General features: G+C 41.8%; 17 protein-coding genes and 3 tRNA genes. 17 read left to right on the top strand and 3 right to left on the bottom strand.

Annotated features, from left to right (window positions below):
* Positions 1-30 precede the first annotated feature (30 nt).
* Positions 31-1,425, top strand: a complete 1,395-nt coding sequence (locus tag ACJV2T_RS00765) for a glycoside hydrolase family 13 protein (protein WP_419398869.1) — start codon at positions 31-33, stop codon at positions 1,423-1,425.
* Entirely contained in the window at positions 1,422-2,486 is a 1,065-nt protein-coding gene (locus tag ACJV2T_RS00770) for a LacI family DNA-binding transcriptional regulator (RefSeq protein ID WP_419398870.1), read from the top strand. Before ACJV2T_RS00765 ends, ACJV2T_RS00770 begins: the two co-directional genes overlap by 4 nt.
* Before the next feature lie 24 nt (positions 2,487-2,510).
* Here ACJV2T_RS00770 and ACJV2T_RS00775 read toward each other — a convergent pair whose 3' ends face one another.
* Positions 2,511-2,858 (bottom strand): phenylpyruvate tautomerase MIF-related protein, encoded by a 348-nt coding sequence (locus tag ACJV2T_RS00775; RefSeq protein WP_016796989.1) that lies wholly within the window; start codon positions 2,856-2,858, stop codon positions 2,511-2,513.
* Positions 2,859-2,942: 84 nt separating this feature from the next.
* Between ACJV2T_RS00775 and ACJV2T_RS00780 the strand changes: the two genes are divergently transcribed.
* The 10 genes from ACJV2T_RS00780 (at position 2,943) to ACJV2T_RS00825 (ending at position 15,054) form a co-directional block, all read left to right on the top strand.
* On the top strand, positions 2,943-3,449 hold the full coding sequence (locus ACJV2T_RS00780) for a GtrA family protein (protein ID WP_415683553.1): 507 nt from the start codon (positions 2,943-2,945) through the stop codon (positions 3,447-3,449).
* Between the two features lie 34 nt (positions 3,450-3,483).
* A complete protein-coding gene (locus ACJV2T_RS00785) occupies positions 3,484-4,188 on the top strand; it encodes a histidine phosphatase family protein (RefSeq protein ID WP_415683255.1) in 705 nt (234 codons plus the stop codon).
* Positions 4,189-4,216: 28 nt separating this feature from the next.
* On the top strand, positions 4,217-5,194 hold the full coding sequence (locus tag ACJV2T_RS00790; protein WP_419398871.1) for a hypothetical protein: 978 nt from the start codon (positions 4,217-4,219) through the stop codon (positions 5,192-5,194).
* 56 nt (positions 5,195-5,250) lie between these two features.
* The gene (gene gltX / locus ACJV2T_RS00795; RefSeq protein WP_419398872.1) at positions 5,251-6,813 is read left to right on the top strand and encodes a glutamate--tRNA ligase; all 1,563 of its coding nucleotides are present in this window, start codon (positions 5,251-5,253) and stop codon (positions 6,811-6,813) included.
* Between the two features lie 206 nt (positions 6,814-7,019).
* Positions 7,020-7,092 (top strand) — tRNA-Glu (locus ACJV2T_RS00800).
* A gap of 40 nt (positions 7,093-7,132) precedes the next feature.
* Positions 7,133-7,204: transfer RNA gene (locus ACJV2T_RS00805), tRNA-Gln, on the top strand.
* 634 nt (positions 7,205-7,838) lie between these two features.
* Positions 7,839-9,131, top strand: coding sequence for a metallophosphoesterase (locus ACJV2T_RS00810; protein ID WP_419398873.1), 1,293 nt, complete (start codon positions 7,839-7,841; stop codon positions 9,129-9,131).
* Between the two features lie 91 nt (positions 9,132-9,222).
* On the top strand, positions 9,223-10,584 hold the full coding sequence (gene murA / locus ACJV2T_RS00815) for a UDP-N-acetylglucosamine 1-carboxyvinyltransferase (RefSeq protein ID WP_419398874.1): 1,362 nt from the start codon (positions 9,223-9,225) through the stop codon (positions 10,582-10,584).
* 190 nt (positions 10,585-10,774) lie between these two features.
* On the top strand, positions 10,775-12,688 hold the full coding sequence (locus ACJV2T_RS00820) for a serine/threonine protein kinase (protein ID WP_419398875.1): 1,914 nt from the start codon (positions 10,775-10,777) through the stop codon (positions 12,686-12,688).
* 35 nt (positions 12,689-12,723) lie between these two features.
* Positions 12,724-15,054, top strand: a complete 2,331-nt coding sequence (locus tag ACJV2T_RS00825; protein ID WP_419398876.1) for a hypothetical protein — start codon at positions 12,724-12,726, stop codon at positions 15,052-15,054.
* A gap of 86 nt (positions 15,055-15,140) precedes the next feature.
* Here ACJV2T_RS00825 and ACJV2T_RS00830 read toward each other — a convergent pair.
* Together ACJV2T_RS00830 and ACJV2T_RS00835 are read right to left on the bottom strand one after the other, a co-directional pair.
* Positions 15,141-15,213: transfer RNA gene (locus ACJV2T_RS00830), tRNA-Ala, on the bottom strand.
* Between the two features lie 115 nt (positions 15,214-15,328).
* Entirely contained in the window at positions 15,329-16,015 is a 687-nt protein-coding gene (locus ACJV2T_RS00835) for a DedA family protein (protein ID WP_391496218.1), read from the bottom strand.
* Between the two features lie 222 nt (positions 16,016-16,237).
* Here ACJV2T_RS00835 and ACJV2T_RS00840 point away from each other — a divergent pair, with 222 nt between their 5' ends.
* The 5 genes from ACJV2T_RS00840 (at position 16,238) to ACJV2T_RS00860 (ending at position 22,631) form a co-directional block, all read left to right on the top strand.
* Positions 16,238-16,981 carry a teichoic acid transporter gene (locus ACJV2T_RS00840; RefSeq protein WP_415683261.1) on the top strand — a complete coding sequence of 248 codons (744 nt, stop codon included), beginning with the start codon at positions 16,238-16,240 and terminating at the stop codon, positions 16,979-16,981.
* 130 nt (positions 16,982-17,111) lie between these two features.
* Positions 17,112-17,381 (top strand): 30S ribosomal protein S15, encoded by a 270-nt coding sequence (gene rpsO / locus ACJV2T_RS00845; RefSeq protein WP_004109774.1) that lies wholly within the window; start codon positions 17,112-17,114, stop codon positions 17,379-17,381.
* A gap of 379 nt (positions 17,382-17,760) precedes the next feature.
* A complete protein-coding gene (locus ACJV2T_RS00850) occupies positions 17,761-20,541 on the top strand; it encodes a polyribonucleotide nucleotidyltransferase (protein WP_419398877.1) in 2,781 nt (926 codons plus the stop codon).
* Between the two features lie 246 nt (positions 20,542-20,787).
* Entirely contained in the window at positions 20,788-21,651 is an 864-nt protein-coding gene (locus ACJV2T_RS00855) for an aldo/keto reductase (protein WP_419398878.1), read from the top strand.
* A 14-nt stretch (positions 21,652-21,665) separates the two neighbouring features.
* Positions 21,666-22,631, top strand: coding sequence for a purine nucleoside phosphorylase YfiH/LACC1 family protein (locus tag ACJV2T_RS00860; RefSeq protein ID WP_419398879.1), 966 nt, complete (start codon positions 21,666-21,668; stop codon positions 22,629-22,631).
* Positions 22,632-22,784 lie beyond the last annotated feature (153 nt).

The raw sequence follows: 22,784 nt of genomic DNA on the forward strand, positions 1-22,784 counted from the left end.
GTAAAATTTACTATTTGTTAGGAACAAGTCATGCAACCTGAATGGGTAAAATCAAGTGTATTTTATCAGATTTTTCCGGAGCGTTTCGCAAATGCAAATGCTTCTATTAACCCTAATCCTGTAGAATCATGGGATAAATCTCCAACTAGGGACAATTTTTTCGGTGGTGATTTGCAAGGGATCAGTGGGCATCTGTCATATCTTGCGGATATGGGTGTCAATGCTTTGTATCTTACTCCAATTTTCCAAGCGGATACGAATCATCGCTATGATGCCACTGATTATTTCAAAATTGATTCACGTCTTGGTAATGACGCAGATTTTGATGAGTTTATTAAGCGTGCTCATGAATTGCAGATTCGTGTAGTTTTAGATGGTGTATTCAATCATTGTGGAATAGGTCACTGGGCGTTTCAAGATGTTGTACGTAACGGCGAACAATCGCAATATGTTAATTGGTTTTCGGTAGAGGGCTTTCCTGTAGTGTCTCATCCGGAACCGAATTATAAAACATGTTCCGGCTGTTACTATTTACCAAAATGGAATGTATATAATCCAGAAGTGCGTAGACATCACTATAACGTTGCTAAATATTGGTTAAATCGTGGTATTGATGGCTGGCGTTTAGATGTTCCATATTTCGTCAATAAAACATTTTGGAAGGGTTTCCATAAAGTAGTGAAATCTTTTGGGGATGATAAATACTTAGTAGCTGAAGAATGGCGTAACCCTTCTCAATGGCTTACTCCGGAACTTATGGATGGAACCATGAATTATACAGTTCGTGATTTAGTTCTAGGTTTTTGCGCTGATGAAACTTTGGATGCTTATGATTTTGCAGATGGCATGAATGCTTTGTATAACGATATTCCAGAAGAACATCGCTCTTGTATGTTGAATTTGCTTGGGAGTCATGATACTGAGCGCTTGCTTACGCGCACAAAGGCTCATGAATATGCTTGGGATACACCTGCTGAAGACGCTGAGAATTTAGCTTACGCTCTGCTATTTGCTTCTGATGGCTCTCCTATGGTGTATTACGGTGATGAAAATGGCATGGAAGGAGAAAATGATCCTGGTTGCCGCGCTCCTATGATTTGGAATGAGAATGATTGGAATTTATCTGTTCGTAAAACAGTTTGCAAATTAATGCGTCTACGTAGAGAAAATGCTGCTCTCCAATATGGCCGGCAGCATGTAGCTGCTTTGGGAAAACATACTGTGTGTATTACTCGTACTTTGCCTTCAGGGCGTGCATGCTTATGTTTAGTGCATCGAGGATCTGGAGCTTACATCAATTGTGATGATTTGCCAGTGCGTATAGATCGTTCGCTATTTGGTGTGCCAAGTATAATAGGTAATCAATACCGTATGGGAGAAAAATCCATTATATTGTATGAAGGTGAAGCAGTAGGGAAGCTATGAATGTTCGTAGAGTGACTATTAAGGATGTTGCAAAGAAAGCTAATGTTTCCAAGTCTGCAGTATCTTTTGCATATAATGATCCGTCAAAACTATCTGAGGCGACGGTTGAACATATTATGCAAACTGCTGAAGAAATGGGATATGTGCGAAGTGCAACAGCTAGAGCATTGCGCACGAATTCTTCGAATGCGTTGGGCTTGTTGCTTCCGCAAGGTATTGATACGATTTTGCAAAATCCTTATTATTCACTCTTGATTCAAGGAATTGGGCAGGTTTGCCAGTCAGAAGGCTACACTTTGATGCTTGTTCCTCCGCTGAGAGGTTCAATGTTAAAAGCTATTCCTACGGCTGCGGTAAGTGGTTTTATAATTTGCGGTTTGGAAGCTGAGCGTGCAGAAGTTGTTGAAATCTTGAATAAGCACGTTCCGGTAGTAATTGTTGATCCTGCTCAACCTATTAACGTTCCAACTGTAGAAGTCGACGATGAGCATGATTTTGAAGATTTAGTAGATCGACTTATTGATTTAGGTCATAGGAATATTGGTATTGCGGCAATTGAAACGAAATCGCATACTGATTATCCGGGATGGCAAGGAATAGTTGGTAGGCGCATGGCAAGTGTTGTGCGTGCGCTTAAAAAGCATAACTTATCACCTGAAGATAAAGAAATTACCGTTATAGAAACTCCTTGCACGTATCAGGGTGGGGCTGATGTTTTCAACAAAATGTGGAATGACACTGATATTGAATGTAAGCCTACTGCGATTGTGTCGTTTAGTGACATTATTGCGCTTGGAGTGCTTGGAGCAGCTCAAGCGCAAGGATTACGCGTTCCTGAAGATCTTTCCATTACGGGTTATGATGATTTGCCTTTGTCTACAATTTGCACGCCTAGATTAACTACGGTCCATCAGCCAATTACTTCGAAAGGACGTTTGGCTGCAGAAAGTTTGATTGATCAAATACGCTTTGATGAAGAAGCTTTGCCTGTTTCGCATAAAAAATTGGGAACTGCCCTCATCGTGCGTGAATCGGTTGGGGCAGCTCCTCTTAAGAAGTAATTTATATATTCTGCAGTTTTTTATTTAGAAGTTGCCGCCGTTCCAACCCCAGTCGGTGGTTGCAGTGTAACGAATATAAGTGCGGTCTTGAGGTACGCCAAGCTCGCTCTCCAAAGCTGCCATAATCTGCTCAGTCAACTTTTCCCAAGCCGACCCCGGTACGCTGGAACCAAACACGTTCACCTCAACGTAAGCTGCAGGCTTAGTATTGTCTCCTGCAAAATAAATCGGCATATTGTCCTCGAATGGGCACATGAGCCAATGCTCGCTTTTTCCTGGAACTGCGCTAATTGCCTTGCCATAAGCAGCTTTTAATGCGTCTCGCTGGGCAGGTGTTGTGCTTACAGAAACATGAGTATGGATAACTGGCATAATCGCTCCTTTGCTAAATTTAGTAAGCTTTATTACGTAACAATTATATGTTATTTGTTAGCAGCCGCGTGTTTAATGGATATTATGAAAAAGCTTATTGAACAGGTTGTAAAGTTTGGAATTGTTGGCATTATTGCCCTTATTATTGACGTTGCGCTACTTAATTTATTAATGCTTGCGCACTTAAATAATGTGGTTGCAGGTACGATTTCTTTCGTAATCTCACTTATCTTCAACTATATTGCCAGTATGAAATACGTCTTTAAACATCGTGAAGATATGGCAAAGTGGATGGAGCTTCTGATTTTTGTTATTTCTGCAGTCATTGGATTGCTTATTAACGATGCGATTATTTGGGCAAGTACGTTAGGAATGGCTGAAACTTTACGCGGTTCTGCAGTATACGTTTTGCGCACAAATATAGGAAAACTTGTAGCTACTGTTGTTGTTGCTGTGTGGAATTTTGTTATACGAAAGTGGCTTCTCGATGATACTAAATCTCAACAGCCTGGGTATGTTGCGCAAGAAGATACGAGTTTTGCTCACCGCTTGGGAATGTGGTCGCTTAATCATACAAAAAACCGCAAGTAATTGTTTTAGTATTTTAAACAGAAAGTAGAACGCAATGCCAGCTACGACAATTCATTTTGTGCGTCATGGAGAAGTTGATAATCCAAATCACGTGTTGTATGAGCGTCTTCCTGGATTTCATCTTTCGGCTCGCGGAGTGAGGATGGCGCAAGCTACAGCAAAATATATTGCCACTGTTCCGCAAATGCGCGGAATTACTGCAATTTATTCGTCTCCTCTTGAGCGAACTCGTGAAACAGCGCGTGAAATCGAAAATGCTTTGCGCAATATTGAAGATTCTGCCTATGTAAAAGCGCACTGTGACGAAGATTCTGCGCAATCTTCTGTGCAATCTCAAGAAAGCGACATTATTTTAGATAAACGCTTAATTGAAGCTGGAAATAATTTCCGCGGAAAACGCATAGGTTACGGTGAAGGCGCACTGTGGAAAAACAACAATTGGAAGCTTGTTGCGAATTTGTGGAAGCCAAGTTGGGGAGAAAGCTACAGAAGTATTGCAACTCGCGTTGGCGATTTTGCGCGCGAGCAGGTTCGTAAGCATCCGGGTGAGCAAATCGTTGCAGTTACTCATGAGTCGCCAATCTGGTCTTATAGACACCTACTGGAAACCGGTCACGCTGAACATAATATGCTTCTTCGTCACACGGCTTTAGCTTCGATTACTTCTATCACTTACGATTGCGAGACTTTGCGCGTGCTTTCAATTACGTATGTTGATCCTGCTGGGCGAGTGAAGTAAGTAACATATAATGCGAAGGAGCATTGAAATGGTTGATTCTGTTGATTCTGTTGATTCTGTCAAAGATCCTGAAGATGTTAAGAATAATGAAAAAAGTATGCTAATGCTGAATGATGCAGCGCAATCTGCTGCGAAACTAACAGAATTATGGCCATTGACGGAAGCGCGACACTTAGATAACGACGCAAAATATGCGGAAAATCTTGAGGTGCGCTCAATGCGAGCAATAGCGCGAATACTCACGAATCTTGACGTTACTGTGCCGGATGCTGAATTTGTGTATGAAGGCGCGGATGAAATTCCTGGACGTCCGCAAGAAATAGTAGACGCGCTACTTGCTGCCGCCGATGCTTACGACAATATGGATTCATGCTATGAGCCTAATTATGATGAAGCAGAAGAAGAAATACTAGAAAATAGTAATAATATAAATTCTGTTTTTAGTAAGATTGCATCTCATTCTGCCGAAGACTCTAATGCAATAAATGCAGCAGCCGATACGTTAAATGTTGAAGGTAATTGGAGTATTAACGATATTGACTTTGCAATTAATTATGCGAAACAAATGGTTTCTTGTTATGAAAATAAATCGTTGGAAACGCAAAAAATTATTGTAGTTTTAAGCTTACTAACAAATCTAATTAAAAAAACTAACGAGATTTGCGAAACTTTACCAATTTTCTTATATATTAACGAAATATGTGAGTGTGCTGGTTTGCCGCGAATGATGTTCAAGGATGCTCAATGGTGTGAGATTGTTGATTGTGTGCGCAATTCGCGAGTAGATTGCAGCGAAAGTAACGAAAATAGTATAAGCGCTCTAATTAATTTTGTGTCGCCTTTGTTGGCTGCTGAATGGCAAAAGCATCGTGAAGACGTTCTGTGGGATCCTGAAGTTGCGAAGAAGCTTGCAAAAGAAGAGGATGATAGAAAGTCCCGCGAGGCTCTTGCTGCGAAGTTTGCGCACGTTGAGGGCAATAAAGAATCTACGCAGGCGCTTGATTAGTTTTTATGTTGACTCATGTTTGATGCGAATGCTGCACGTCCGTAACGCGCGGCACAATGGAACCTATGACTGATATCGAGGAAACTCAAGAAGTTGCTAATAATGCAACAAAATCCACAAAGCCTGAACTTCCAAAGAATGTTCGCGTGCGTTTTTGCCCTTCGCCAACTGGTACACCTCACGTAGGTATGGTTCGTACCGCGCTGTTTAACTGGGCTGAGGCTCGCCATACTCATGGCAAATTGCTGTTCCGCATTGAAGATACCGATAATGAGCGTGATAGCGAGGAAAGCTACCAGCAGATTATTGAGGCTCTTCGTTGGCTCAATATTGATTGGGACGAGGGCATTGATGTTGGCGGAGATAACGGACCGTATCGCCAGTCTCAGCGCATGGAAATTTATAAAGACGTAGCGCAAAAGCTTTTTGAAGCAGGATACGCGTACGAATCCTTCTCTACTCCTGAAGAAATTAAGGAGCGTAATATTGCTGCTGGTCGTCCTGCTGAATTTGGTTACGATGGCTACGATCGCAATCTTACGGAAGAGCAGAAGCAAGCTTTCCGCGACGAAGGCCGCAAACCTGCACTTCGCTTGAAGATGCCAAATGAAGACATTACTTTTAACGATTTGATTCGTGGCGAAATTACTTTTAAAGCTGGATCTGTTCCAGATTATGTGATTGTGCGCCCGAATGGCGATCCGCTTTACACGCTTACGAACCCTGTTGACGACGCATTAATGGATGTGAACGTGGTTTTGCGCGGTGAGGATATTTTGAGCTCCACGCCTCGTCAGATTGTGCTTTACCGTTACCTTATGGAAATGGGTATTGCTAAGGAAACTCCACTTTACGGCCATATGCCTTACGTTATGGGTGAAGGTAAGAAGAAGCTTTCCAAGAGAGACCCTGAGTCCAACTTGTTCTTGCATAGAGATAACGGATTTATTCCAGAAGGCTTGCTGAACTACTTGGCTTTGCTTGGATGGTCGATTGCTCCTGATCGTGACGTGTTCACTATGGACGAAATGATTGAAAAGTTTGATGTGCGCGATGTTAAGGCAAATCCTGCACACTTTGACTTGGATAAAGCAATTTCGATTAACGCTGAGCATATTCGTATGCTTGAGCCTCAAGATTTCTTGAATCGTTCTGTGTCTTACTTGCATAAGGATGGCGTAGTTAGCGCAGATAATTGGGATGCGTTAACTGACCGCGAGCGTGACGTGCTCACAGCTGCTGCTCCTCTTGTTCAGCCTCGCGTGCGTTTGCTCGGTGAAGTTGCTGGAATGGTTGGTAGCTTGTTAAGTGAAGATGGCTACATTGAGCCAGATGACGACGCTCGTAAGCAGTTGAAGGAATCTGCAGGCGAGGTTCTTGACGCCGCAATCGCTGCTTTGAAGGGTGTTGACGCTTCTGATTGGCGCACTGATTCCTTGCATGAGCTTTTGAACAAGAAGCTTGTTGAGGAAGCTGGTTACAAGCCGCGCTTGGCATTTGGCCCTGTGCGAGTTGCGCTTTCTGGTCGTCGCGTTTCGCCTCCACTGTTTGAGTCCATGGAAATCGTGGGCAAAGACGTGACTTTGGCGCGTTTGGCTGGATTGCGTGAGCACTTGTAAATCGCAAATAATTTATAAGCGCAAATAAAATTTGAACAAGGCGGGAGTGTGGCACTATTGCTGCATTTCCGCCTTTTTTATTTGTGCGTTATTTTGCAGTTTAATATGCTTGTCCTTTTAACTTCGACACGCCGCGGTTGCGCATTGAGCTGTTATGTTGTAAAGTCGCTATTTGTTGCGTCAAGAGGCGTAGCTAATAAATGAAAGCCCCCGTCGTCTAGCGGTCTAGGACTACGCCCTCTCACGGCGCCAACACCGGTTCAAATCCGGTCGGGGGTACGAAGACGGAACGGTTCCAAGAGCCGCGAAGCCTGCCAATTGGGGTATGGTGTAATTGGCAACACAGGTGATTCTGGTTCATCCATTCTTGGTTCGAGTCCAGGTACCCCAGCGAATAGCTCTCGTAGAACGAGGGCTTTTTTGTTATCTATCTGTATTCCTGCGATTTGCCTCAGCGCGCGACATTTTCTTTACGCGGCTGTAAAGTTTTGGTCGGATTAAGGCGATAAAACGGCAGTTTCTTTACATCACTGTAAAGTTTCTGCCTTTTTTGGGCGCGTAGTCGACCTTTTCTTTACACGGTCGTAAAGTTTCTGCCGTTTTTTGGCGTGAAAGCGGCAGTTTCTTTACATGCGTGCTCAGTTTCTGCCGCTTATCCCGTTTACCACGCTTACCGCGTGCTTCTTATGCAGCCTTAAAATCAAAAACCCCGGTGCGTGACCGGGGTTAGAGAAAGAAGAGAAGAAGAGAGGTTTAAGTTATTAAAGTCAAATTCAACTACTTGCTTGTAGTTTATTTCCTTTTGATGTATATATAATAACCACCTTATGCTGAGCGCAGTAATGCGATTACCTGTGAATTGTCTGTGAATTTGTAACTATTTTACTGAAATTGCACGTTTTTATCGCTTTTAGGTTATTTATTATCAGTATTTGCTTAATTTAGTATTTTTGAATGTAAATAATTTATGTAAACTTGCGCACAAAATTGAGTGAGTCGCGGCATATCTGCCGTATGCTTAAAGTATGACTGATTCTGCACAATCTGAAGCTAATGCATCTGCGGCACTTCCTTTATCTGTTTCGGCGCGTTTAGGACGTTTGCAGTTCCATCTTTCTGGTAAATTCCGGGTGCTTCAGTGTGCAGATGTTCAAGATGGGTTACGTATTTCACAAGATACTATTCGACTTATTGCTTCTGCTTGCGATGCTGTGCGACCAGATCTTGTAGTTTTTAGCGGAAACCAGATTGCAGGTTATGAAAAAGTATTTGCAAAAACTTTTCAGCGTAGACGCTGGCAGGAATCTTCCAATATTTCGGCTTCTGATAAGAAGCAATTGGTTGATAAAGTGCACGAATTTGTTGCTAAGTTAATGAAGCCACTAGAAGATCGCAGTATTCCGTGGGTTGTTACTTATGGGAATCATGATTTCCAGTGCGGTCTAAGTAATGAAGAGCTTGATAAGATATATCAAGATTTTCCATGCTGCATGAATCGTAGTGCTTCTAGTGCATCTTCTGCAAGTGCTATGCAATCGACAAAATGTGTGTTGCCAAAGCAGATTATTTTTACATGTGAGCCTGGTACTTTTGCCTTGCCTGTTATGGATGAAAAGCATGAAAAGGTTGTTTTTTCAATAGTTTTAGTTGATTCGGGAGATTATGCTAAATCCGGCGGCTATGGTAGTCCTTCTAAAAAAACTAACGAGTTTATCTCTGGTCTTCCTTCTTATTTGCCTGAGCATATTTGCGTTTTTCAGCATTTTCCATTGCCGCAATATTATCGTGTTCTTCGCGAAGTTCCGCAAGAACTCGCTGCGCGCGAACATGCTATTGAAGGGTATCGTACTTTTGCTGGTCGCTATTATGCTCTTGACGAAAAACACGTTCTGCCTGATGGGTATTTAGGTGAAGGAATTAGCTGCCCTGACGTCGATAGTGGTGAATACGCTGCCTTGCTTGATGCAGGAGCTTTTGCGCTAATTGCCGGTCACGATCACCGCAATTCTTTCGCAGCTAAAGATCCCGAGAGTAATATGCTATTTGTTGCCACTCCTACATGTGGTTTTGGATCTTACGGCCCTGAACCTGCTAAAAGAGGCGTGCGCTTGCTCGAATTTGATATTCGTCACCCGTTTGAACCGCGTACGCAAATGCTTGAATTTGGGAATCTTGTTGGCAAACCTTCTTCCAAAAAAGCCTATACTTATGCTCTTACAGCTGAATCTGAGCATGAATTGCCAGAAGTAGATTTATTGCGTAAACCATCATTGCTTATTAGATTGATTCGCCGATGGCGTCAACAATCTACGCATTAATTTAATCAGTTTTAATAGATTGCATGAGCGCGTTGGCAAATATGCCGGTATTATAGTGAATAGTGTTTTAGCGCGAACGAAAGAGGTAAATGTGTCCGCACACGATACGGCTGAACAGAACAACAATAGTGGCATTGACGCTGCAGATGTGTTGCATGTAGAAGGTGGTAAGCCGCTTAATGGCACTATTAAAGTGCGTGGCGCAAAAAACTTTGTTAGCAAGGCTATGGTTGCAGCTTTGTTGGCACCAGGTAAGTCTGTTCTAAAAAACGTTCCTGAAATTCGCGATGTTCATGTAGTTTCTGATTTATTGCGTTTGCATGGTGTTGACGTTGAAGTTAATGGACCTGAAGGCATTGTGACAATTGATGCCACAAAAGTGCAGCTCGCAGATGTAGCTGACGTCGACACTCTTTCTGGCTCGTCTCGTATTCCAATTCTTTTCTCTGGTCCTCTTCTTCATCGTCTTGGAGAAGCGTTTATTCCTGCGCTTGGAGGATGCAATATTGGTGGCCGTCCAATTGATTTTCATCTTGAGACGTTGCGTAAACTTGGTGCAAATGTAGATAAAGATCACGAGGATGGTATTCATATTACTGCACCTAATGGCTTGCATGGCACTAAAATTCATTTGCCTTATCCTTCTGTCGGTGCAACCGAGCAGACTTTGCTTGCAGCAGTTCTTGCAGAAGGTCGTACAGAGCTTTCCGGAGCTGCAATTGAGCCAGAAATTATGGATTTGGTAGCCGTTTTGCAAAAGATGGGTGCGATTATTTCTGTAGACGTTGACCGTACTTTCCGTATCGAGGGAGTAAAAGAGCTTCAAGGATATACTCATACGTCATTAACTGATCGCATTGAAGCAGCTTCTTGGGCTTCTGCTGCTCTTGCAACACACGGAGATGTGTTTATTAAGGGCGCAACTCAGCCAGAAATGATGACTTTCTTAAATGTGTTCCGTAAAGTTGGCGGACAGTTTGATGTGACAGATAAAGGAATTCGTTTTTGGCATCCGGGTGGGGATTTGCATCCGGTTGCTATTGAAACCGATGTGCATCCTGGTTTTATGACTGATTGGCAGCAGCCTCTTGTTGTTGCGCTTACTCAAGCTAAGGGCTTGAGTATTGTGCATGAAACTGTTTATGAAAATCGTTTTGGTTTCACGAAGCCACTTGTGCAAATGGGAGCTATGATTCAGCTTTATCGTGAATGCTTAGGTTCGCTTCCTTGCAGGTTCCAGCAGCGCAATTACAAGCATTCTGCAGTTATTTTCGGACCTACTCCGTTGACAGGTCAAGATATTGACGTACCTGATTTGCGCGGAGGTTTTAGCCATTTGATTGCAGCTCTTACTGCTCAAGGTCCGTCGAATGTGCGCGGAATTTCGCTAATTGATCGAGGATATGCAGATTTTAGAGGCAAACTTTTAGCTTTGGGCGCTAATATCGACTGATATATTCTTCTACTTCTTCTACAAAACGTGAGTTTTGTAAGGTTATAAGCTTTTATCCACAATGCTATAAAAAGCTTTTTTACGCATAAATTTATCGGTACAGTAGTCGCAACTGTAATTCAATTACTCAAAAAATTAACTGAAATATTTGATGAGTAGTTGTAGTTTTCAATATTGCGGAGGCGTAACGATGGTTTGTGTAGGCGGACGCTATCAGCTGCTCGGTGAGCTGGGGCGTGGTGGTACTTCAACAGTGTTTCTTGCTGTTGACACCGTTTTGCACAAGCAATGGGCTGTTAAAGAAACACTTCTGCAAGGAGACGAAGAGTATCAACAGCATATTATTCAATCCTTACGCGCTGAAGCGAATGTTTTAAAGGAATGCGATCATCCAGCTATTCCGCGAATTGTTGATTTTTTTGAAGAAAATGGTAGAGCTTATGCTGTTCGCGATTATGTAAAGGGACGTTCTTTAAAATCTATTGTAGAAGAATCTGGATTGCAAAATGTTGAAACCGTTCTTGATTTAGGTATGCAACTTTGCTCAATACTTTCTTATTTACATTCGCATTATCCGCCAATTATATACGGTGATCTTAAGCCTTCTCAGGTTATGATTTCAGAAGATGGCACAGTCCGTTTGATTGATTTTGGTGCTGCAACGCAATTATATGCAAACGGGGGAGTGCTTGATTTGCGCACAATAGACCAGTGCAACGCTCGATTTGCTACTAATATTTTTACTGCTCCTGAAATTTTGAACGAAAACTCTGCAGCAACTACTTCGAGCGATGTGTATTCGATTGGAATGACATTGCGTTACGCATTATTGCCAACTGAAGTGTCTAAAACAGACGTGCAATCTTCTGTACTATTGCCTCACGGGAATCGCGAAGTAGTAGAACAATTAGTGTCCGTGCTCGCAATAGCTACAGCTACTAAACCATCTCATAGATATAAAGATTGTGAAGAAATGTTTTCTGCACTGGAAGCGTGTGAGCATACAGAAAAACATTCACAACAATGCGACACCTCTACGAATGTATTGCAACGCAAACAATGCAAAAATAGTTCTAAGCCTAGAAAAAAGCGCTATGCAATTACGGCATTAATTGTTGTAGCGCTGGTTTTTATAGTAATTTTATTCAACTGCTTAGGTTTATTTGTTGGGCATGCTTTTGTAAATCGAAATAAGCAATCTTTTGATAGTGAGCCAAGTAGTAAAAGAATTGAGGAAATACGCAAAAATAATAAAAGCTACGATTCTTACATGCAATTAGCTGAGCGCGAAAGCAATTCGGATATTGCATGTCGCTATATTTCTCATGCAATGCAAGTGCAAAATAGTATGCTCAAAAAGAAATACATAAGCAAAATGTCATTTAAACCTCTCCAAAGTTTATTGCAAATTCAACTTGCAGATCAGCAATGGAGTGCCGACGAAGAGCAATGTTTTGTTGGTTTGATTAATAAATACGAGCAAAACTTGCGTACTGTAAATAAAGATTGGTTGAATATTTCTATAGAAATAGGCAAAGCGTATTGGTACTATTTTGCAGGATTTTCTGGAAAAGTTTCGCAAACAGAACGATTATCTCGTATGCGAGTAGCAAAAGTATGGTTCCAAGAGGCTCAAAAATATGAGAAGGATGCGGATGAAGCGTCTTCGCAAGCTGTAGAAACTAATTCTGATGGCATATCGCATACTGTTTCAAATCAAAAAATGTTAAGTGCGTACATCGCTATTTCTGACGCTTATGCGCAACTTGTTGATGTTTCTAAAGATTGTGCAAGCGTAGAAACGTATAAAAATTATGTGAATCAATTACAGCAGTTAATGCAAATTGTTGAGAAAGATCACGGAGACGTCTTGTTCGTGGATACTGGAGAACTAGTTTTGCAATCAATTCATTCGTGGTTGCCAATGTTCCTAGAAAGTGGATCAAGTAAACAAGAAATTCAGCAAATGTGCGACAAGGCAGAATATCTTCTTAAACAAGCGCATGTGTCAAATGATGAAGCTGTAAGTAGAAAGAAAAACGCAATCGATAGCGTCAAAAAAGTTCAAGACGAAATTAATTTAGCTTTTTTGCAAAAGAAATAAAAGAAATAAAAGAAATAATAAAAAGGGGGGAATAAATGTGTAAACAAAGAAATTTGGGGGATATGTGGTTTTTCAAGCGACTTAAATGCGATTGCGCTCGCATTGGTGTTTATATTGGGATTATTGCGTTTATTAGTGTTGCTATAGCTGCTGCATTATTGCCACTTAATTCTATTGCATATGCAAAGAACAGCTATAACGCAGCCAAAGGATTGCATATAGCAAATGTTTCTGTTATGACAAAACAGAAAACTGTTCGCACTCAAGGCGAGTACATGTTTACTAAACGTTCTGCTTCGCTACTTATAACTTTTGATGGATTGGACGCTTCGGAAATTAGGAACGCGCATAAAGCTACTGTTAGCGTTGGAAGATATCAAATAGTGAGTGCCAAAGCTGATTTAGCTAAGGTTGAGGCGGTGTCGTCCTTGGTTAATATTCGTTATAAGATCCGACCTCGAGTATTAGGAATAGTAAGAGTTGAATTGCAAAAAGAAGGAATATACGATTTGCAAGATATCTCTATAAGACTTGCTGCTGTAACAATGCATCCTAAACGCATATGGGGAGGAGTTGACTCTAATCCTCATGTTTCAAAGCAAACTAACTATATTTCTAATGAAAGTAAACTTTCTAGCAACAAATTGCGCTCTCGTAAGCCAATATTAAGCATTCCTGATTCAGTTTTGAATGCTTCAGATTTAACAAAAGATAACTCTTATAACAAGCGTCCAAGATATGTTGTTATTGATAAAACTGCTCCTCGCTTGAGTGTTAGCTATGACAACAACGCATCGTATGAAGGCAAATATTTTCGTAATAATCGAGCTTCAAGAATATTAATACAGGACGATTCGTTCGTTTTCTCGTATTTGCTTCACGATTCTTTTCCTATTGCGAAAGTTTTTGCTGACGGTAAGCAGGTTATGGTACTTACAGCTAAAAGCTTTAAAAACGATGGTGTGCATACAAACGTGTGGTATGCTGATGTTTCTTTTTTGGGGGACGCTTCTTGGGATGTTCGCTATTGTGTTGAAGATTTATCGGGTAATGCGAGTTCTTCTATCAGTAATAAATTCATTATTGATACGCTTTCGCCAACTGTTTCTATTACTGGAGTGCAACAAGGCGGAGCGTATTCTCATGCTGTAGTTCCAACATTAGTTATAAAAGATCGTTGGCTAAAACCTGCAAGCGTAACGTATTCGTTGAGAAGAATGCGATATTCTAAGGAATTGCGTTCTTTTGTGCCTAAAAAAGCTGATTCGCAAAGCGTAAGTGTGCAATACGCAGGTTTTTATAATGGAATTCAAGACGATGACGTGTATCAGCTTCAGTGGAGCGCTAAAGATTTAGTAGATCATGTTGTTTCTGGTCAGTTGCAATTTTCTATAAATAGAAGCGGTTCCTCATTTAGTATAGATAGTTCCACTAAAGAAATTAATCGTAAACAATTGCAAAATGCTAAAGATATTCATATTGAAGAACTCAATCCTAGCGGACTTGCAAGTCCTGCAAAAATTAGTGTTATTCAAGACGGTGTAGAGAAGATTTTGTCAAAACAGGATTTTTCTGTAAACAGTCGCATAGATCATGGCTGGAAACGATTGACTTACACTATTTTTAAACGAAATTTTGCAGATAATGCTCATTATCGTGTGCGCGTTATGTCAGTAGACAAGGCAGGAAATCATTCTTGTAACGAAAGTGCAGTTAGCAAAAAAGAAGGAATGTTGCAATTTGCACCAGCATCTGTGCAATTTACAGTAGATAATATTGCTCCAATCGCAACAGTGTTTGATATGCAAAATAATTCTACTTATCGCACTAATAAAGAAGGAAAAACTTTACGTATTAGTGCAAAAGATAACATAGCATTGCAATATGTAACAATCGATGTTGATGGTAAAACAAATCGTATTTGGAGCAGTAAAGATGTGAATAAATCAGTTTTATCTACAAAACTAAAACCAGACGGTTTTACTCACGACGTATTAGTAAAAGCTGCAGATTATGCGGGGAATATAACAACTTTGCAATATAAAAATGTAAAAATTGTTTCTATTGCAAATAAGATTGTAAAAAAATCTGAAGCAGATAAAAAATCTAAAAATAGCGAGAGTAAAGATACTGATAGTTCTGATGATGGTTCCGAAAATAGCTCCGATGGCGATGATTGGGTAGCTCGTTCGCAAGTGAAAAAATCGGAAAAATCTTTTGAAAATGCTGATTCCTTTAAACGAAACTCGGTAAATTATATAGAAATTGTGGCTTATATTGGCGCTGGAATTATAGCGATTCTTTGTGCTGTATTAGTAATTAGCACTATTTTTAAAAAGAAAATTAACGTCAGTAAGCTGTTTTAATGGTTTTGATAGTTTCGATAGATTTGATAGGCATTGTGCGAGAAAATAAAAAGCCCACTGCGGTGGAATGAATGCAGTGGGCTTAGTGGAGCTAATGGTAATCGAAACCACGACCTCTTCGATGCGAACGAAGCGCTCTACCAACTGAGCTATAGCCCCAATGTCTAAGACAAATCATCTTATGACAACTCTGCACACTGTACTACAAAGCTTGTATAAAAACAACATTTTTTGTAGTGCAGCGTGCTTGAGTGTCGTAAGTTAAAATACCTCTTTACTTGCTTTCTTTATTAAGTTTTGCTGCTTTCTTTGCTTTGTGCGCTTTGTATAAACCAATAAAAGTTGGCACAAGCGAGATAAGCAAAATTGCAACAATTACTAATTCAAAATTCTTCTGTACAAAATCAATCTTGCCGAAGAAATATCCAAGAAATGTGAAAAGCGACGACCAAATGAGACCGCCTAATACAGAAAATGGTGTGAAACGTGTCCAACGCATTCCAGAAATTCCGGAAATAAACGGCATAAAAGTGCGTATGAATGGGAAGAATCTGCCCAAGAATACAGCCAGCGGACCCCATTTATCAATCATTTTTTCGGTTTTTGCAACTCGTTCTGGAGTGAGTGCTTTTACTTTTCCGGATTCTACAATCTTTCGACCGAAGAAATGACCAATAAAGTAATTGCACTGATCGCCAATAATTGGTGCTAGCCACACTACGGCAAGTAATAGCGGAAGTGGAAGCGCGCTATGACCAGTTTGAGCGTCAGGAGCTGCAAAAAAGCCTGCTGCAAAAAGAAGTGAATCTCCTGGAAGGAATGGGAAGAATACTACGCCTGTTTCAATAAAAACAATGAGAAAAATAAGACCTAATGCTGGAGCTGTGCCCATTGCAATCCAACTTGCAATAGCTGAGCGTGGATCCTTGAGTAGGTTAACAATAAAATGAATAAATCCCATAATGTCCTGTCATAAATTTTGCGTATTTAGTGACGCTTGCTAATTAAAAATCAAGCGAAACAACTGTTATTTTGAGCCTAGCAGTCGCCATAAACGGTTGACACTTTTTGTGCACACGCTATCAGTTAATTGCGTTATAACATACAATATTAGTAATGTAATGTTGCATTGTTAAAACTTGAGAATTGCTTGACGATTAAAGATTGGCAGGAGAAGTAGCGCATGAAGTTAAATGATGAGCATGATAGTGAACGTCCGCAAAGTTTTGCTCCACTAAAGCCTAGGAAACGTTCTGCTCGCGTAATCAATGCTAATGAAGTTCCGAAAAAGAATGATGATTCAAAAAGCGAAATTTCTGACGAATATTTAAACATTGGTTTGCCGGAAACAGACTTGTCTATTGCTGATTTTTCTCGTAAGCATTCTAATCCAAAGAGATGGTGGATTTATTTTGGTGTTCTGCTTGTTGCCATTGTTATTCCGTATTGGATTGGTCGCATTATGGCAGTTCGTCATACTTTATGGGTTATTTCGCATTGCTCTGGATTGTCTTCGCAAGGTGTCGTTTTTATTTCTTGGGTAATAACAGTAGCTGCTTTTACAAGTCTCGCAATGGCATTAATTGACACTCATCGTTGGATTTGGAGAATAATGTTTGCTGTTTTTCTGGCTTTAGAACAACTTATTGCTGGATTATGCATGCTAAACATGAGCTTCTGGTATTCGACTTATGTGGTCTATGGTCATGCTTCAGGTTTAGCGAATGCGGCAAATCTTGGCATTATTTCTGCAGGTATTGGAGTAGCTGTATTTGCTGTCATTTTTGTCGGTTTGCTTGTAATTGTTCCTAAGACTTCGGCTTTGAATGTTCTTACGCGAAGTTGGGCATCGTTCATAATGTTTTATGCAATTGAGGTTTTGGCAATATTAGTAGTTATTTTTGGTGGTTTTTTGACAGCAATGTAATGTTTAGATTCTACAAAAATAAGTTGTTTGCAAGTGGTTGTACAATAGACGCTTGGCGTGTAACGCCCGCGGATTGAGAGCGCTACAGCATGAGGTTGTGGCACCGCGCAGTGATATTAAGGAGGACGCCGTGGCATTAACGGCTGAAGATAAGAAGAACATTATCAACGAATACGCGACGCACGAGGGTGACACGGGTTCCCCAGAAGTGCAGGTCGCTTTGCTTAGCAAGCGCATTGCTGACCTTACTGAGCATTTGAAGGAGCACAAGCACGATCATCATTCTCGTCGTGGTTTGTTGCTCATGGTTGGTGATCGTCGTCGTCTTCTCGATTACTTGAAGCGTGTTGACATCAACCGTTATCGTTCTTTGATTGAACGACTCGGCTTGCGTCGATAGTCTTATTGCCCGGGCTTAAGCTCGGGCTTTTGTATTATTTATACGTTTTGCTTAATTGTTAAATGCATAAATTGTTCACTCATGCGCAATATTTGGGGAAAGTGTAGTGGGCAATAAAGTAGTGGGCAATATTTAAAATTTATAACTAAAAAATAATTTATAACTAAAAAGAATTAACACATAATTCAACACATAATTGAAAATTGAAGCATAACTTAATACGGATGATTGAAGTAACCGAAACAAAAAACACTACGAAATATTGACGTAACGCAAGTGTTGCAAAGAGCGCAAATATTCGCATATAGGTAATAATGCGAAGTCGTCAATGTTATTACGCATGTTGGTTGATTAGGTAAGTTAAGAAAAGGAGGAACCCGTGGAGGGTCCCGAAATTAAGGCTGTAGAAGCCGTTATTGATAATGGTTCATTTGGTAAGCGTACGCTACGCTTTGAAACTGGTCGACTTGCTCAGCAAGCAGACGGTGCTGTTGCCGCATATTTGGATGACGATTCCATGATTTTGTCGACGACGACTGCAGGATCTAGCCCGAAGGAAAATTACGACTTCTTCCCATTAACTGTAGATGTGGAAGAAAAAATGTATGCTGCTGGAAAGATTCCAGGTTCGTTCTTCCGCCGTGAAGGTCGTCCTTCTAACGAAGCAACGTTGGCATGCCGTATTATTGATCGCCCGTTGCGCCCGTTGTTCCCACACACTTTACGTAACGAAGTGCAAGTTGTTGAAACAATTTTGGCAATTAATCCAGATGATGCTTACGATGTTATTGCTTTGAATGCTGCGTCTGCATCTACTATGATTTCTGGTTTGCCATTTGAGGGTCCAGTTTCCGGCGTTCGTTTGGCTTTGATTGACGGCCAGTGGGTTGCTTTCCCACGCTGGAGTGAGCGCGAGCGTGCAGTATTTGAAATTGTTGTGGCTGGTCGCGTGATTGAAAACGGCGATGTTGCTATTGCAATGATTGAGGCTGGTGCTGGTAAGAATGCTTGGAATTTGATTTACAATGATGGTCAAACTAAGCCAGATGAGCAAGTTGTAGCCGGCGGTTTGGAAGCTGCAAAGCCATTTATTAAGGTTATTTGCGATGCTCAAAATGAGTTGAAGCGCATTGCAGCTAAGGAAACTAAGGAATTCCAACTCTTCCCAGAATATACTGACGAACTTTATGCTCGTATTGACGAGATTGCGCATGCTGATTTGAACGAGGCTCTTTCTATTGCTGAAAAGCTGCCTCGTCAAGATCGCATTGCTGAGATTAAAGAAGGTGTGCGTGCTGCAATCGCTGAAGAATTCACTGATATGGACGAAGCCGAAAAGGAAAAGGAACTCGGCAACGCCTTCAAGGAATTGCAGCGTCAAATTGTTCGCCGTCGTATTTTGACTGAAGATTATCGTATTGATGGTCGCGGTTTGCGTGATATTCGTACGCTTTCTGCAGAAGTTGATGTTGTGCCTCGCGTACACGGTTCTGCACTCTTCCAGCGTGGTGAAACCCAGATTTTGGGTGTGACTACTTTGAATATGCTTAAGATGGAGCAGCAGGTTGATGCGCTTTCTGGCCCACAAACCAAGCGTTATATGCACAACTACGAAATGCCTCCATATTCCACTGGTGAAACTGGTCGCGTTGGTTCTCCAAAGCGTCGTGAAATCGGTCACGGTGCTTTAGCTGAGAAGGCTTTGGTTCCAGTATTGCCAGGCCGCGAAGAGTTCCCATACGCTATTCGTCAGGTGTCTGAAGCTATTGGTTCTAATGGTTCTACTTCTATGGGTTCCGTTTGCGCTTCTACGCTTTCTTTGCTTGCTGCTGGCGTGCCTTTGAAAGCTCCAGTTGCTGGTATTGCTATGGGCTTAGTTTCTGGCGATGTTGATGGAAAGCATATCTTCAAGACTTTGACCGATATTCTCGGTGCAGAAGATGCATTTGGTGATATGGACTTCAAGGTTGCTGGTACTTCCGAATTCATCACTGCTTTGCAGCTCGATACGAAGCTTGATGGTATTCCAGCTGATATTTTGGCTGCCGCTTTGCAGCAGGCGCATGAAGCTCGTACAACGATTCTTGAAGTTATTAACGAGTGCATTGATTGCCCAGCTGAGATGAGCCCATTTGCTCCACGCATTATTACAACCACAATTCCTGTAGACAAGATTGGTGAAGTAATCGGACCTAAGGGCAAGATGATTAACCAAATTCAGGAAGAAACTGGTGCTGAAATCGCTATTGAAGATGACGGTACTGTTTACATTTCTTCTGAAGGTGGCGAAGCTGCTGAGAAAGCTAAGGGAATCATCGATTCTATTGCAAATCCTCGCGTGCCAAAAGCTGGTGAAACTTTCACAGGCAAGGTTGTTAAGACCACAAGCTTTGGAGCTTTTGTGAATTTGACTCCTGGAACTGACGGTTTGCTTCATATTTCACAGATTCGCAATTTAGCAAACGGTGAGCGCATTGACACTGTTGAAGATGTGCTGAAGGAAGGCGATGATGTTGAAGTTATCGTGCAAAGCGTAGATGAGCGCGGCAAGATTTCTTTGGCTATTCCAGGTTTTGAAGATCAAGAATCTTCTGCTCCAGCAGCGCGTGAAAATCGTTCCCGTAGTTCTCGCGACGATCGCGATTCTCGTGACTCTCGTGACTCTCGTGGCGATTACCGTCGTTCTCGCCGTGACGATCGCGATAATCATGATCGTGCGGATCGCGATGAACGTCCTCGTCGCCGCGTGCGCGATGATCGTGACGATCGAGATCGCATGGATCGAAATGACCGATACGCGGATCGCGATAACCGTTATGATGACCGCAGCGCTCGCCGTGACGACCGTCGTGCGGATCGTGCGGATCGCGATGATCGCTACAGCGACAACGATTTTGACGAGCGTCCTCGTCGCCGTGTGCGCGATGATCGTGACGATCGTTACGAAAATCGCGACGACCGTGAAGAGCGCGCAGACCGCGATGACCGTGAAGATCGCTCAAATCGTCGAGATTCAGAAAATCGTCGCGTATCCGATCGAAAGCCGCGTTATGCAGCTGACGACGATCACTATGACGAGTATCGTTCGGCTCGTGAAGAGCGCACAGAGCGTCCTCGTCGCCGCGTGCGTCGCGATTTTGATCCATTTGAGGAAGATTAATCGCGCAAATAGTATTAAAGCAAAATTATTGCTAGATACTAAATAAAAATAAATATTCATAGAAATGCCTTCAAGATGCGTTTGCGTTTGGAGGCATTTCTTTTAAATAGCGATTCAACTGTTTTATGCAATCTGTGCAATAAAATAAAATATAAAAAGTAGTAAAATATTGCGACTGCGTAAAGTAGCGTAATGCAATAATAAATACTTACGAAAAATATAAAACTTACAAAATAGGGGTGAAATATGGTTATGCATCGCGCATTAGGTTCGTTTGACACGACCGCTATTGGTTTTGGCGAAATGCCATTGACAATAGAAAACAATCTTGGCCACGATATGGGAATTGAAACAATTCACGCGGCTCTTGATGCTGGCTGCACACATATTGATACCGCATGGGCGTATTACTGCTCTGGCGGTGAGGAACAAACTGGCGAAAAGCTTGTTCGTGAAGCTTTAGAAAGCTGGAAAGGCGACAAATCTTCTATTTTGGTTGCAACAAAAGTCGGCCACTTCCGTAACTTTACTGATGGGCGACCAACATGGGGTAAGGATGGCAAGCCAGAGCATTTGATTGCGCATGCCAAAGAGTCTGCAATGGCTTTAGGTGTTGACACTATTGACTTGCTTTACTTCCACAGGCCAGATCCAGAAGTTCCATACAATGAGTCTATTGAAGCAATGCAACAGTTGCTTGACGAAGGTGTGGCTCGAGAAATAGGTATTTCTAACGCTTCTGTAGAGCAAATCGATATTGCGCGCAACATTTTAGGAGAAAAGCTAGTAGCAGTACAAAATCAATATTCTCCAGTTCATTTAGAGAATGAAGATACTTTGCAATATTGCGAAAAGCTTGGAATTGCTTTTGTTTGCTGGAGTCCGTTAGGTGGATTCCGCCATCCTTATGACGAGCATCTTTTCGATCCATTCCGCAAAGTTGCTGAAAATCATAACGTAAGCTATCAGCAAGTAGTTTTGGCTTGGGAGCTAGCTAAAGGCGATCACGTATTCGTAATTCCTGGAGCTCACAGACCGGCTACAATTTTAGATAGTTTGAAAGCTTCCGATTTGCAATTAAGCAATGAAGAATTGGCTTATTTAGGCTGAAAGAAAACAATAAAATGCAAGAAACAAGCGTAACTGGTATGCCGTTGCCTCACGAAGATGAGGACGGTGCACCAATTCCTGTGACTATTCCGGTGGCGTTAGGAACTCGCACTCATGCAGTTTTTACTACTAGATTGGGTGGAATTTCTGAAGGCTCATTTGCTTCACTTAATTTAGGCGGACGCGCAGGAGATAGCGCGGAAGCTGTAGCAAGCAATCGCGCAGCTTTACAGCGTGCGTTACAAGCGGACTTATCTTTAGTTGCTCAAGTGCACGGAAATGAAGTTTTTGACGCAGATAGTGTAGTAGATTCATGGAATACTTCTTACGGCTTTGATGCAACAGGTTTTGCGGATTCGCAATTGAGAATTGAAGCAGATGCGCAAGTTTCAACTGCGTGCTCGCTTGCTTTGGGAATGTTTGCTGCAGATTGTTTGCCCGTTTTACTTGCGGACGACGAAGCTGGAGTAATCGCTGCAGCGCATTGTGGGCGAAAAGGCTTGATGGCTGGAGTGCTCGATGCTGCAATCGAAGCAATGTGCGAAAAGGGAGCTGAGCGTTCTCGCATAACAGCAGTGCTCGGCCCATGTATTTGCGGAGATTGCTACGAAGTTGGTGAGAGTATTGCGCGCGATTTTGAAAAACGCTACCCACAAACAGTAACAAAAATACGTTTCGGTGGAATCGGTATTGATATTGCTGAAGCTGCGCGCATTGATTTAGCGCTCGCAGGAGTAGCGAATATTGTTGACGCTTTGCCGCGAGTTACTGCTGCAACGCAATATTTATCTGAAGATGAGGAATTGCGCACGATTTGCGAAGTAGATGGTGAAGGTGCGTCTTTGCCAGAACGTTTGCAAAATTTGCAAAACCCAATGTGCACTTTGGAAAATCCGCTATGGTATTCTCATCGACGTGCTAGTTTAACTGGAAAATCGCATGAAGGTAGACTTCTTGCTTTAGTAATTCGCGACAAATAATCACATATGCTATATAAACATTACTGTATTTGAGCTAGGTAGTAAGTGCAGTTGTGTGAGCTTAGCAAAAACGTGCGCAACACACGAGTGTTTTTTGCTTGTAAGTGATAGCGTTGATTCTGATGGTGTAGCACAGCGTTTTGTGCAGCTGTG

The sequence above is a fragment of the Gardnerella phocaeensis genome (genome assembly GCF_048545075.1).
In the GTDB taxonomy this organism is placed as follows: Bacteria; Actinomycetota; Actinomycetes; order Actinomycetales; family Bifidobacteriaceae; genus Bifidobacterium; species Bifidobacterium vaginale_J.